The organism is Pseudooctadecabacter sp. (genome assembly GCF_020627745.1).
In the GTDB taxonomy this organism is placed as follows: Bacteria; Pseudomonadota; Alphaproteobacteria; order Rhodobacterales; family Rhodobacteraceae; genus Octadecabacter.
This window is the reverse complement of record NZ_JAHDGE010000016.1, coordinates 13,034-25,991: the sequence shown is the minus strand read 5'-3', so window position 1 is coordinate 25,991 and position 12,958 is coordinate 13,034. Positions and strand designations below refer to the sequence as shown.

The 12,958-nt window shown below is 58.0% G+C and carries 10 protein-coding genes; 5 read left to right on the top strand and 5 right to left on the bottom strand.

The genetic code is table 11. The features are described from left to right. Positions 1–73 precede the first annotated feature (73 nt). Positions 74–1,969, bottom strand: a complete 1,896-nt coding sequence (locus tag QZ653_RS08335) for a putative bifunctional diguanylate cyclase/phosphodiesterase (RefSeq protein WP_296419407.1) — start codon at positions 1,967–1,969, stop codon at positions 74–76. Between the two features lie 109 nt (positions 1,970–2,078). On the opposite strand from QZ653_RS08335, the gene QZ653_RS08330 reads away from it, so the two are divergent. Further along, positions 2,079–2,714: a nicotinate-nucleotide adenylyltransferase gene (locus QZ653_RS08330; protein ID WP_296419482.1), complete on the top strand. Its 636-nt coding sequence runs from the start codon at positions 2,079–2,081 to the stop codon at positions 2,712–2,714. Between the two features lie 9 nt (positions 2,715–2,723). Further along, entirely contained in the window at positions 2,724–4,295 is a 1,572-nt protein-coding gene (dacB, locus tag QZ653_RS08325; RefSeq protein ID WP_296419405.1) for a D-alanyl-D-alanine carboxypeptidase/D-alanyl-D-alanine-endopeptidase, read from the top strand. On the opposite strand, the gene QZ653_RS08320 is transcribed toward dacB, so the two are convergent. Further along, the gene (locus QZ653_RS08320; RefSeq protein WP_296419403.1) at positions 4,292–4,711 is read right to left on the bottom strand and encodes a tellurite resistance TerB family protein; all 420 of its coding nucleotides are present in this window, start codon (positions 4,709–4,711) and stop codon (positions 4,292–4,294) included. The two genes, dacB and QZ653_RS08320, sit on opposite strands and share 4 nt — an antisense overlap. Before the next feature lie 112 nt (positions 4,712–4,823). On the opposite strand from QZ653_RS08320, the gene QZ653_RS08315 reads away from it, so the two are divergent. From QZ653_RS08315 to QZ653_RS08305, 3 genes are all read left to right on the top strand, one after another. After that, the gene (locus QZ653_RS08315; RefSeq protein ID WP_296419401.1) at positions 4,824–6,461 is read left to right on the top strand and encodes a lysine--tRNA ligase; all 1,638 of its coding nucleotides are present in this window, start codon (positions 4,824–4,826) and stop codon (positions 6,459–6,461) included. A 69-nt stretch (positions 6,462–6,530) separates the two neighbouring features. Beyond that, complete coding sequence (locus QZ653_RS08310; protein ID WP_296419399.1) at positions 6,531–6,929, top strand: DUF4864 domain-containing protein; 399 nt, start codon at positions 6,531–6,533, stop codon at positions 6,927–6,929. 146 nt (positions 6,930–7,075) lie between these two features. Then, on the top strand, positions 7,076–9,364 hold the full coding sequence (locus QZ653_RS08305) for a glycosyl hydrolase family 28-related protein (RefSeq protein ID WP_296419397.1): 2,289 nt from the start codon (positions 7,076–7,078) through the stop codon (positions 9,362–9,364). Positions 9,365–9,412: 48 nt separating this feature from the next. Here the strand turns inward: QZ653_RS08305 and QZ653_RS08300 are convergent, their stop codons facing one another. The 3 genes from QZ653_RS08300 to uvrB all read right to left on the bottom strand — a co-directional run bounded on the left by QZ653_RS08300 (position 9,413) and on the right by uvrB (position 12,686). Then, positions 9,413–9,877, bottom strand: coding sequence for a HugZ family protein (locus QZ653_RS08300; RefSeq protein WP_296419395.1), 465 nt, complete (start codon positions 9,875–9,877; stop codon positions 9,413–9,415). Positions 9,878–9,886: 9 nt separating this feature from the next. Continuing rightward, positions 9,887–10,321, bottom strand: coding sequence for an excinuclease ABC subunit B (locus tag QZ653_RS08295; protein WP_296419392.1), 435 nt, complete (start codon positions 10,319–10,321; stop codon positions 9,887–9,889). A 160-nt stretch (positions 10,322–10,481) separates the two neighbouring features. Beyond that, on the bottom strand, positions 10,482–12,686 hold the full coding sequence (gene uvrB / locus QZ653_RS08290; RefSeq protein WP_296419390.1) for an excinuclease ABC subunit UvrB: 2,205 nt from the start codon (positions 12,684–12,686) through the stop codon (positions 10,482–10,484). Between the last annotated feature and the right edge of the window lie 272 nt (positions 12,687–12,958).

The window sequence follows — 12,958 nt, the reverse complement described above, 5'->3', positions numbered from 1 at the left end:
ACGGGTTTGGACCGTGCATACGCAAGGGTGATCAGGGGTGCAAGACGGCGCGGGGTGGACCCGTATGAAGCGTTTAGGAAATTCTGACCCGAGGGGCGCTATCCTCCGCCAACCACGGCACGACGTCGGAGGCAGGCAGGGGGCGGGATACCCAATACCCTTGGATCAGGCTGCACCCCATTTTTTGCAGTGTCTTCGCGGTTGTCTCATCCTCGACCCCTTCGGCCACGATAGCGATGGACAGGTCGTTGCACAGCTCGATTGCCTTTCGGACAATTTTGAAACTGACGTCATCGGTCAGGATACAGCTGACCAGACTTCGGTCGATCTTGACCCCTGACAAATCGAGGGTCGCAAGATGGGACAGACCGGCAAATCCCACGCCGAAGTCATCCAGAAAGACCCGAAAACCGGCCTGTTTCAGGTCCCTGATAATGGCACCCTGAGATGACGTTTCGGCGGCATCGCCGAAGTTATTGGTTTCCAGCACCTCAATCGTAATCTGGTGGCGATCCAGATTACTGGCCTCGACGGCCCAGATCAGACGGTTGATAAAGTCGGGATGCGCCAGAAGTTCCGGTGAGGCGTTAAAAGACATGCGCATGTCTGGAAACCCCGATGCCGCGAGGGAGGCCTTTTTCTCGAGCGCGGTCAGCATGGAAATCATGTCAAGTTCCCCCAGCAGACCGATATCCTCAACCACGGGAAGGAACTCCGCCGGGGAATAGACGCGCCCTGTGTCCGGATGAACCCACCGGGCAAGTGTCTCGAATCCGACGATCTGGTCGTTCCAGAGGTTTTTGATCGGTTGAAACCAGAAATCAATCGCGCCTGTATCAATGGCTTCGGCCAGATCAGCGGCCAGTTGCATTTCAATCGCATGGCGATTGTGAAGCGCGGCGTCATATAATTCGATGCAACCCCGGCCTGATCGCTTGGCCTCGTATAGGGCAAAGTCGGCTTTATTCAGCAGGTCTTCGGCGTTCATGCAGCCCGCTTCACTTTGGGCGGCACCAATGCTGGCTTCCGACAGCAGACTTCTGTCAGACCATGTCAGGGGGGTGGACAGTGCGTCCAACAGGCGTTGCCCGACAGCTTCAAGGTAGTCGAGGCTTTCGCTGCCAAGACAGACCACCACAAATTCGTCCCCTCCGATCCGTGCCACAAGATCGCTTTTGCGCAGGCTTGACCGGATTGTCTGGGCGGTATGACGCAGCACTGCATCGCCTGCCGAATGCCCGTGCGTGTCATTGATTGTCTTGAAATTATCCAGATCGACGTGAAGCAAACCAACCGATCCGTCGCGGTCTTCCTTCAAGGCGGTTTCAATAAAGTCGAGGAAAGCCGCCCGGTTGGGCACGCCGGTCAGGTTGTCGTGGGTGGCTTCGTGTTCAAGGCGCCCGCTCAGGTCTTCAAGGTAATGCTCCCTTTCGACCTGCGTGCTCACGTCCCGGCAGATCAGAATGGCGTAGTCACGTCCGTCCGACCCCGTCTGAAAAGCAACGCTCAACTGATTCCAGAACAGACTGCCGTCGCCGCGTTGATTGCGAAAAAGTTGCAGTTTTTTCAGCTGTTCATCCGATTTGTCGTATTCGAAAGCCTCAATAACCTCAGGCGGGAGGCGTGCGTTGTCGGGCAATGCAAATTCGAGCGGATTGCGTCCGATGATGTCAGATCTGAGTACCTTCATAATGTCGCAGTAGGCATTGTTGCACCACAGAATACGGCCCTTGAGATCCTGCAAAAGGATGCCGTCAGACGTGTTTTCAACACACAGTCGAAGATGGGTCAGATCGCGCAGGATGTCAGAGGTGTGGTCCTGGATTGCACCCATGCGCTGCCGCAACATCCGGTTCTGGGCGAACAGGTGAAAGACAGCTGCGCCGCACAGCAGCACGGCCCCAAAGGTGCTGAAGAAAATAATGGTCGAATTCGTCACGTGCCAGATCCCGAATGTGTGGTTCTGCATAGAGGATGAAACCCTGCTTAACCGTTAAGGGGCGTAACTTTTTCATTAGGAATTGACTTTTTTTCCGCACATGCTGATCTGCCCGTTCAAGGACATCAGGGAGATGACCATGGAGCGGTACAATGGACCCGCCGCACGTTCAGGGCAAAAGATAGGTCTTCTGGGGGGGTCTTTTGATCCGGCTCATGACGGGCATGTCGCGATCACGCGGGCGGCGTTGACCCGGTTTGGCCTTGATCGGGTGTGGTGGCTTGTCAGTCCCGGCAACCCTTTGAAAAAACACGGGCCGGCCCCTATGCCCGACCGTCTGGCCACAGCGCGCGCAGTGATGACGCACCCACGGGTCGAGGTGACCGATATAGAAACGCGCCTGGGCACGCGGTTTACGGCGCAGACCATTGTCGCCCTTCAGATGAAGTATCCAGGGGTCCGGTTTGTCTGGTTGATGGGGGCGGACAATCTGGCGCAATTCCATCGCTGGCAGGACTGGCAGACAATCATGTCGCGGGTGCCGGTGGGGGTATTGGCGCGACCGGGCGACCGGATTTCCGCGCGTATGTCCAAAGCCGCGCGGGTCTTTCGCGGAGACCGGCTGACAGGGCGCCAATCGGCGCTGCTGGCCTCAGCACACGCCCCTGCATGGTCCTTTATCAACCTGCCGATGACCCAATCGTCATCGACCGCGATCAGAAATGCAGGGAACTGGGGCGCGGGGGCGGTTGTTGACCCTCAACTGGCGCGTTAGGGGTTCATCATGTCTGCTGTCTTGTCTCGTCGTGCCATTCTGGGTGGCCTTATGTCTGGTGTGGCAAGTGTTGCAGCCGCACAGGCCCCCCTGACGTCCTTGCGTCCCTTGGCCCGCACGGCCGCGGATGCCGCAGCGCCGGATGTCAGTCTGATCCCACGGATCGCGCCGCGTGTCCGCGCCAGTATCGAGGATATGATTGCCGATGCAAACCTTGGCGGGACGGTCGGTTGCGTCCTTGCCGATGCGCAGACCGGTGAGATTCTTGAAACGATCGAGGCGGATGTGGCGGTGCCTCCGGCGTCAGTGACAAAGTCTGTCACCGCGCTTTACGCATTGGATGCGCTGGGCGGGGACTACAGGTTTGCAACGCGCTTATTTGCGACAGGGCCCATCGAGGATACTGTTTTGCGTGGTGACTTGATATTGGCGGGGGGAGGAGACCCGACCCTGTCCGCCGATCATCTGGCCGAACTGGCTGATGATTTGAATGCGGCCGGTGTCACACGCGTCGCGGGACGCTTCCTGTGTTATCGCGGCGCGCTTCCCTACGCAGAAGAGATTGAGCCGTCCCAGCTGGATTATCTGGGATACAATCCCGCTGTGTCCGGCCTTAACCTGAATTACAACCGCGTGCATTTTGAATGGCGGCGGGTGAACGGGTCTTGGCAGACCACGATGGATGCTCGCACGGAAAACCGCGTCCCGCCGGTGTCCATGGCCCGCGTGTCTTTGGTGGACCGGCGCACGCCTGTCTTCGATACCACATCACCGGATCGCTGGACGGTCGCCCTGTCCGCGTTGGGCAATGGAGGGTCACGATGGCTGCCCGTGCGTCAGCCCGCATTGTATGCAGGGGATGTTTTTCAAACACTGGCTGGTGATCTGGATATTGATCTGCCCCGTCCGGAGGTCGTCGATACGCTGCCCGATGGTATGGAAATTGCCCGCCACGACAGTCCGACCCTGCGCAGCATATTGAATGAAATGCTTTTGTATTCGACCAATTTGACCGCAGAGGTGTGCGGCCTGGCGGCGACACGGGCCAAACTGGGCCGTCCGGTCGATATTGTTGGATCGGCGGAGGAGATGACGCGCTGGCTGGGGGAAACTTACGGCGTTGAGTGCGACTTCAAAGATCATTCCGGGCTGAGCGACGCGAACCGGATTTCTGCGAACGCCATGACACGCATCCAACTGCAGGTTGGCGTTGATGGCCCGCTCAAGCCGATCTTGCGGCGCATTCCCATGCGTGATGCTGAGAACAGGCGACTTGACGATTATCCAATCACTGTGCGGGCCAAAACGGGGACGCTGAATTTCGTCAGTGCCTTGTCGGGTTACATCGAAACGCCGGACGGGACAGATCTGGTCTTTACGATTTTCACCGCCAATCTGGATCGGCGCGAACGGGGTAAGGCCACAGGTGATGAGGTCCCGGAGGGGTCAATTGCATGGAACCGGAGGTCGCGACGCCTTCAACAGCGACTTCTGCAACGCTGGGGGCTGATTTATCGCAATACGCCCGAGTTGCCCGAATTGGAAGATGTCGACCTGAATGAGGCTGAACTGACCGATTAAAGCGTCATATGACGTGCACGTGCGCCGCGTTCGATGGCAGCAGCGTGAAGACGGTCGATTGTAAGTTCGTACCGGACTTCTTCCAGCATCCTCAGTTCCGACTGGGCAATATCGCCGTCAGCGGCGGCCACGTCACACGCCAGCGCATAGGCGGTTTCGTGCAAACGTTCGGGCAAGGCGTCGCGGATCAGGCCGAACAATGCATCAAGGCCGTCTTCTTGGCTGAACAGGTCAAACACCGTTTGCGAAATTGTCGGGACGTGGTCCGCATCGTAATTGGCGAATACGGGCAAGTTGTTGATGATGTTGGTGATTTTGACCAACTCGGCTGTTCGGATTTCCTCATCACTGGCGGAGACAGCGATCATGACGGCGCAAAGCGCGTCTTGGGCGGTCATGGATGGGGTGTCGGACATTCTCTTGCTCCTTGCCAGTTATGACCCATTTATTGACGCGGATGCTGCACTGCAATAGGTGCAGCGGCGACTGTGCCAAAGGGGCGCAGTGGACATAGAATGGATGGTTCCGATGACTGCTTTGCGTGATGCTGCGATGACCTCGAAGGCGTGGCCTTTTGAAGAGGCACGCAAGCTGTTGAAACGGGTGGAGCGGACCGGCAAGGACCACGTGCTGTTTGAAACGGGCTATGGTCCGTCCGGCCTGCCGCATATCGGGACATTCGGGGAAGTATCGCGCACCACGATGGTGCGCCGCGCGTTTGAGGTGATTTCGGACATCCCCACGCGGTTGATCTGTTTTTCGGACGATCTGGACGGGATGCGCAAAGTGCCGGGCAATGTGCCCAATCCCGAACGGCTGCAACAGTATCTGCAGTTGCCGCTGACTGAGGTGCCTGACCCGTTTGATACATACGAAAGCTTTGGCCATCACAACAACGCCATGCTGCGGCGGTTCTTGGATACCTTTGGGTTCGAATACGAGTTCATCTCGGCCAAGGAATACTATGAAACCGGCCAGTTTGATGAGGTCCTGCTGCGGGCTGCGGAACGGTATGATGATGTGATGGCCGTGATGCTGAAGTCGCTTCGTGAGGAACGGCGGGAGACCTATTCGATCTTCCTGCCCAAGCATCCCGAGAGCGGACGGATTATGTATGTGCCAATGAAGCACGTGGATGCCAAAGAGGGCACGGTCACGTTTGACGACGAGACCGGCCGGGAGTGGACCGTGCCGGTGACCGGCGGCAATGTGAAGCTGCAATGGAAGCCTGATTTCGGCGCGCGTTGGGCGTCGCTGGGTGTCGATTTCGAGATGTATGGCAAGGACCACAGCACCAACACGCCGATCTACGACCGCATTTGTGAGATTTTGGGCGGCAAGAAGCCCGAACATTTCACCTATGAGCTGTTTTTGGACGACCAAGGCCACAAGATTTCCAAGACGTCGGGCAACGGTGTCAGCATTGATGAATGGCTGACCTATGCGTCGACGGAATCGCTGTCGTATTTTATGTACCTCAAGCCGAAGACGGCCAAGCGGATGCATTTCGATGTGATCCCCAAGGCGGTGGACGAATATCACCAACAGTTGCGCGCTTATCCCGGTCAGGATGCGGCACAACAAGCCAACAATCCGGTGTTCCATATCCACGGGGCGGATGTTCCGGTGTCCACCATGGTGGTGCCGTTTGCGATGCTGTTGAACCTCGCCTCCGTCAGTCAGGCGGAAGACAAGGACAAGCTGTGGGGCTTTATCCAGCGCTATGCGCCTGATGCGTCGCCTGATGCAAACCCCGATCTGGATGCGGCGGCAGGCCATGCGGTGCGGTACTATAAGGACTTCGTTGAACCCACCAAGGAATTCCGCACGCCTGAGGCCCATGAAGTGACGGCCCTGACCGCACTGGCGGAGGCGTTGAAATCCGATGAGGCCGCCTTGGCAATCATCGCTGAAAAGAACGCCAAGGAAGGCAAAGACGTGGCCCTGCCCGAGGTCAATTGGGGCGATGACGAGTTCTTGCAATCCATCGTGTTTGCAGTTGGCAAGGTGCATGGGTTCGACCCGCTGCGCGCGTGGTTCAGCACGCTTTATGAAGTGCTGCTGGGCGCAAAGCAGGGGCCGCGCTTTGGCGGGTTCATTGCGCTATATGGTCGTGAGGAAAGCATCGCTTTGATCGAAGCCGGCGCCCGCGGTGAACTGGCCTAACGCGACGAATTGAAACCAACTTAGGGTCTGACGCGTATCTGTGATGATGGATACGCGGAGGATCATGATATGAAGGCTTTTGTTTTTGCGCTCGGACTGGCGCTGGCGCCGTTTGTGGCCACGGCCCAAGAGGATGCAATCGAGGATGTGATTACGTCCCAGTTGCAGGCGTTCAATGACCGTGATGTGGCAGAGGCCTGGCAACATGCGAGCCCGATGATCAAGGGCATGTTCGGCACCGCCGACAACTTTGGCATGATGGTGCGCAATGGCTATCCGATGGTCTGGGACAATTCCGATGTGCGGTTTTTGGACCGTGAGGATATGGGCCGCGTGATGCGCCAAGAGGTGCAAATCCAAGGACCGGATGGTTTGTTTTATATCCTTGATTATCAAATGATTGAGACACCCGACGGCTGGCAGATCAATGGTGTTCAGGTTATTCCCGCGCCCGAAATGATGTCCTGAGCGTTGCGCAGCTGACAGGGGCACCGTCACGGTGGCCTCAGACCTCGTTTACCTCGCACAACTACCCCTTACCCCGAAGGCCAGCACCGCGTGCGGCCGGGGATTGGGGGCCGCATGACGTGACCCCGGCAACAAGGGGTTTTGCGATGAACAAGGTTATCACCGACGGTCTGGAATTGATGCCACCGCCGTTTTCGGACGGGCTAGATGTGTGGTCCAGCGGCGACGGAACGCCCGGATCTGACACATATGCAGGGGCAGGCGGTGGCGTCTTTGTGCCTGCCGATCAGGACTTTGCCGGTGCACTTGAGATTGTCAAAGGAACCAGTGTCACGCAGCTGCGCTACATGGGCGAAACCGCAATCCTTCCCGGTTGTTATCTGCGGGTGACGGCGCGGGTGAAATGCCTGTCGGGCGCTTTGCCTGACGTGCGCATTGCAGGCTGGCCCGGTCGGGCCGGCGGTGCCGAGCTGACAGGTGTGACAACCACGGGACCATCTGTTTCCCTGACGTCTTACGGTCAGGTGTTCGAGGTGTCGGCCATCATCGGTACGGGGCAGCGCAACGGAGTCGATATGGTCTGGGCAGATGCCAATTACGGCCACATCGGTCTTGATTTTACGGGGCCTAACGGTGCCGTCGTGCGCGTGGACGACATCCAGATTGAAGACATCACCGGCGCATTTTTGCGCGATATGCTTGGGATCGTGGATGTGCGTGATTACGGCGCGGTGGGCGACGGCGTGACAGATGATGCCGCAGCCTTCGAGGCCGCAGACCGCGATGCCGGAGGTCGCGAAGTTGTTGTCACGGCAGGCACCTATTTTCTTGGCGACCATGTGACATTTCAAAGCCAGGTCCGGTTCGAAGGGACTGTCGTCATGGGTGAGGAACATCGCCTCATTTTTCAGAAGAATTTCGACTTCGAAACCTATGCCGATGCTTTCGGCAATGAGGAAACGGCGTTCCGCAAGGCGTTTCAGGCCCTTCTCAACTTTTCGGATCATGAATCGCTTGATCTGGGCGGACGCCGGATCGCCTTGAGCGCGCCGGTGGATATGCAGGCCGCCGTCAACAATCGCACCGAATTCGCAGTCCGCCGCGTGATCCGCAACGGCCAGCTTGAGGCGATTGCGGGCCCTGCGTGGGAAGACGACGTCATGGTCGCCCAAGCAACCTATTCAAACAACGACCCCCTTATCTTGAGCAATGTGGCGAATATTGCTGCAATTCGTCCGGGATCACTGGTGACAGGCAATGGCGTTGGCCGTGAGGTCTATGTGACACGGGTGGATGTTGCAGGGGGGCGGATCACGCTGAGCAACCAGCTGTTTGACGCGCAAGGGACACAAGCCTTTACCTTCACCCGTTTCAAATACCTTCTGGATTTCAGCGGCTTCGACAAGCTGTCCGATCTGATCCTTGATCATATGGAATTCCGGTGTGACGGCGTGTCCAGCGGTGTTCTGATGCCCGAACGCGGATTGCTGATGCAGTATCTGGATTGCTGGTTCAACAGACCCAAAGACCGCGCCATCACGTCCCACGGATCGGCCTGTCAGGGCATGATCATCGACCGGTGTAATTTTGAATCCAACGAGGTCAACATCCCCTCGCAAAACCGTACGTCGCTGTGTTTCAACACCAACAAGAATGATGTCAAAGTCCGCAACAACCGGTCCGCGCAGTTTCGTTATTTCGGCGTGATGAACGGAACAGGCAACATGATTTCGGGCAATCACTGGTTCAATGGTGACAACGAGGCAGCGGGCGTCCGCGTCGGCGGTCTTATCCTGACAAATCCCAGCCCTGTGACGACCGTCACCGGAAACTACATCGACAACAATTTTATCGAATGGACGAATGAACATGACGCCACGCCCGACGTATCCGGCTATTCTTTCAGCGGGCTGTCGATCACGAACAATATCTTCATGTGCATCAACGTCACACCGGCCTTCCGTTGGTTCGTCATCAAACCCTACGGTCCGGGTCACTATATCAACGGGTTGAATGTGCAGGGGAACATCTTCCGCACCTTCGGCGCAGATATTGAACGGGTCGAGGATGTCGATACGACCTTCGCCACACTGAACAACAATCGTGCGAGAAACATCATCTTCAGCGGCAATTCCTTCCACGGGGTCGATCAGCAAACGCGCAACCCCTACATCGACGTCCACGTGCAAAATACCGAAGACCAGACGTGGGTGATCGACAGCGGAAATTACCTGCCCTTTGGTGGCGAAACCCGTGTGATTGATCAGGTGGTGCCCGTCTATGCGATCCGCAATGCGGCTGACACGGCTGTCTTTGCCAATCCCTATACCGTTCAGGAACGGGGATCGTCGCAAGGGGAATTCCACGTGGTCTGGCCGGAACCTGTGCGCGGTCAGGTGCGGTTCTCTGTTCGGATGGACAATCCGGCGGACTGACGGGCACCACGGGACCGATGCGGGGATAGGGGGCGCTGGGTGCGCCCCCTATTGGTTCAGGTCCGCAGGTGTCAGGCGATAGGCCTTCCCGAAGCCGCCATTCAGATGCGCGGCCGTGGCCGTCATACGGACCATCCTGAAATCTGCAAAATCAATATAGAGTTTCGCTTTCGGGTAAGCGGCGAGCCACGGGTCGCGAAGCGGAGGTTTCTCCACGAATGTCGCTCTGCATTGGATGGTCAGTCGCGGGTGGGCCAAAGGATCACCTTTCTGGGCGGCGTCGGAAATCAGCATGGAACATCTTGGATCGGCGGTCAGGGCCGCGGTATGGGATGACAGGTCGGACACCAACAGGTGAAGAGCATCGTCAATCCATATGCTGGCCACCCGCGTGACCATCGGGCCGCCGGTTGCGGGGTCGATCACACCCAACGCACCATGGCGCGCATCGTGCAACAGGCGTGCCGCCATCTGACGGGCTTCGGAACTGGTAGGGCGGATGGGGCTGGGCATGTCAGCGTCTTACGACACAGCGGGATCGTCTGATGGACAATTCCGAAACGCCTGAACAGCGGCGGCGGCATCGGATGTATCGGCGGTGACAAATCGAGCGCCGGTCCCTGCGGCCAGACTTGTGTTGAATTCAATCCCGTCAAGGACATTGCCAAAACCGCGGTCGCGGACGGACAGTGTTGCGCTGTCCCCGCTTAACATATGGCGGGTCGTACCAATCGTCACGGGAACACCCCCCTGAAACGTCATCTGGAACGAGGGTGCGTCGTCCCACTCGCCCTCGCGCAGCGTGATGAACAAAGCATACTCCGGCAGCGAAACATCATAGGTGATCGCAATTTCTGCTGTGTCGGTTTGATGGGTCAGGGTGCAGACCGGATCGGGTGAAAAGTCCCACGCGAAAGCAGGCAGGGGCAGGACTGTCAGGATCAGGGCAAAGCGCATGATTGACATGTAGGTGCGATGCCCGGTTTGGCCAGCCCAAGGTACGCGCCATCGCCCCGAACTCCCCTTGAAAGACGCGTTTCCGGGGAAGCATATCGAATGCCGCTTCCCGCAGAAAACCGGTTCTTTTCAAACGGTGCGATGCTCAAAGGCCAGCCCGTCAGCCCCCGCGTTTCTTTCGCGGCTTCACGCCCCCCCTTTGACCGGGCCTGCCAGCGGTGGACCGGCCTGTCATTTTATTGGCTTCGGTCACGGCCTTTTCGACAGCCTGCTGACGCGCCAGCGGGTCGTCGGAGACGACAAGATCAACGGTTTCTAGGCGCTTGACCTCATCTCGCAGGCGGGCGGCTTCTTCGAATTCAAGGTTTTCGGCGGCCTTGCGCATGTCGGTGCGCAGCCCTTCGAGCACCGCCTGCATATTGGCGCCCGGCTTTTCGACCTGAGCAGTCACGCGGTTCATGTCCACATCACCCTTGTAAAGTCCCGCCAGAATATCTTCGACGTTCTTCTTCACGGTTGCCGGTGTGATGCCATGTTCTTCGTTATAGGCGATCTGCTTGGCCCGTCTGCGGTCGGTTTCGCCCATGGCACGTTCCATAGATCCGGTGATCTTGTCCGCGTACATGATCACGCGCCCTTCGGCGTTTCGCGCGGCGCGGCCAATGGTCTGGATGAGCGAGGTTTCGGACCGCAGGAAACCCTCCTTGTCGGCGTCCAGAATGGCCACCAGCCCGCATTCGGGAATGTCCAGACCTTCGCGCAGAAGGTTGATCCCGATCAGCACGTCAAAAGCGCCCAGCCGCAGATCGCGCAGGATTTCGATGCGTTCGATCGTGTCGATGTCCGAGTGCATATAGCGCACGCGGATGCCGTTTTCGTGCAAATATTCGGTCAGATCCTCGGCCATGCGTTTGGTCAAGGTGGTGACCAAGGTGCGGTAGCCGTCTTGGGAAACCTTGCGGATTTCGTCCATCACGTCATCGACCTGCGTTTCCACAGGGCGGATTTCGATGACCGGATCCAGAAGGCCGGTGGGGCGGATGATCTGTTCGGTGAACACGCCACCGGTTTGGTCCAATTCCCACGCGGCGGGGGTGGCGGACACAAAGACGGACTGGGGGCGCATGGCGTCCCATTCCTCAAACTTGAGGGGTCGGTTGTCCATACAGCTGGGCAGGCGGAACCCGTGTTCGGCCAGAGTAAATTTGCGTCGGTAGTCGCCTTTGTACATGCCGCCGATCTGCGGGACAGAGACGTGGGATTCGTCTGCGAACACAATGGCGTGGTCGGGGATAAATTCGAACAGGGTGGGGGGCGGTTCACCCGGTGCACGGCCCGTCAGATAGCGCGAATAGTTCTCGATCCCGTTGCAGACACCCGTGGCCTCCAGCATCTCGAGGTCGAAATTGGTGCGCTGTTCCAGTCGCTGGGCTTCAAGCAATTTGCCTTCTGCCACCAGTTGATCCAGCCGCATCCGCAGCTCTTTCTTGATGCCGATGACGGCCTGCTGCATGGTCGGCTTCGGCGTCACGTAGTGGGAATTGGCATAGATGCGGACCTTGTCCATGGTCCGTGCCTTCTCGCCCGTCAGGGGATCAAATTCGGTGATGGTTTCAAGCTCTTCCCCGAAAAACGACAGCTTCCACGCGCGGTCATCCAAATGGGCGGGCCATACCTCAAGGCTGTCACCGCGCACACGGAATGTGCCGCGCTGAAAGGCGTGATCATTGCGGCGGTATTGTTGTGCGATCAGATCGGCGATGATCTGGCGTTGGTCGTAGTCGTTGCCCGCATGGATGTCCTGCGTCATGGCACCATAGGTTTCCACCGACCCGATGCCGTAAATGCAAGACACCGAGGCCACGATAATCACATCGTCACGTTCCAACAGCGCCCGCGTGGCCGAATGGCGCATCCGGTCGATCTGTTCGTTGATCTGGCTTTCTTTCTCGATGTAGGTGTCCGACCGCGCCACGTAGGCCTCGGGCTGGTAGTAGTCGTAGTAGCTGACGAAATATTCGACAGCGTTGTCGGGGAAGAAACCTTTGAACTCACCATAAAGCTGGGCGGCCAGCGTCTTGTTCGGTGCAAGGATGATGGCAGGCCGCTGGGTTTCTTCGATGATCTTGGCCATCGTAAAGGTCTTACCGGTACCCGTGGCCCCCAACAAAACTTGGTCCTGCTCCCCGCTCAGCACGCCTGCCGACAGTTCCTTGATGGCCGTGGGCTGGTCGCCTGCGGGTTCAAATTCCGTGTCCAAAACGAAGGCGCGCCCGCCTTCCATTTTCTCGCGGGTGCGCACGTCCTCGGCCGGATTGGCAAGGTATGTGGGCGCTTCTGATTTGTCGGTCTGGGCGTAGGGCATGGGCACTCCTTAGTACCCTCTATGTGACCTTTGAGGGGAGAGGATCAAGAGGGGCTGCTGACAGCGGTCTGTCAGCAGGGTCAAGGGGCCGGTATCAAGAAATTGTCAGCACGATCTTTCCGATAAATCCCTTGTCTGCGAAAGCCTGTTGGGCTGCATGTATCTGATCCCGCGGATAGGTCGCTGCGACAAGAGGTTTGATCTGGCGCTGCAAACCAGCACCTCCCGCCCGCCGTGCCGTGTGAGGATGCCGCCCTCGATCACCGACCTTC

What these genes read in the sequence shown, in the direction of transcription:
- QZ653_RS08335 (WP_296419407.1), bottom strand. Translation starts at nt 1,969, where the DNA reads ATGCAGAACCACACATTCGGGATCTGGCACGTGACGAATTCGACCATT.
- QZ653_RS08330 (WP_296419482.1), top strand. Translation starts at nt 2,079, where the DNA reads ATGGAGCGGTACAATGGACCCGCCGCACGTTCAGGGCAAAAGATAGGT.
- dacB (WP_296419405.1), top strand. Translation starts at nt 2,724, where the DNA reads ATGTCTGCTGTCTTGTCTCGTCGTGCCATTCTGGGTGGCCTTATGTCT.
- QZ653_RS08320 (WP_296419403.1), bottom strand. Translation starts at nt 4,711, where the DNA reads ATGTCCGACACCCCATCCATGACCGCCCAAGACGCGCTTTGCGCCGTC.
- QZ653_RS08315 (WP_296419401.1), top strand. Translation starts at nt 4,824, where the DNA reads ATGACTGCTTTGCGTGATGCTGCGATGACCTCGAAGGCGTGGCCTTTT.
- QZ653_RS08310 (WP_296419399.1), top strand. Translation starts at nt 6,531, where the DNA reads ATGAAGGCTTTTGTTTTTGCGCTCGGACTGGCGCTGGCGCCGTTTGTG.
- QZ653_RS08305 (WP_296419397.1), top strand. Translation starts at nt 7,076, where the DNA reads ATGAACAAGGTTATCACCGACGGTCTGGAATTGATGCCACCGCCGTTT.
- QZ653_RS08300 (WP_296419395.1), bottom strand. Translation starts at nt 9,877, where the DNA reads ATGCCCAGCCCCATCCGCCCTACCAGTTCCGAAGCCCGTCAGATGGCG.
- QZ653_RS08295 (WP_296419392.1), bottom strand. Translation starts at nt 10,321, where the DNA reads ATGCGCTTTGCCCTGATCCTGACAGTCCTGCCCCTGCCTGCTTTCGCG.
- uvrB (WP_296419390.1), bottom strand. Translation starts at nt 12,686, where the DNA reads ATGCCCTACGCCCAGACCGACAAATCAGAAGCGCCCACATACCTTGCC.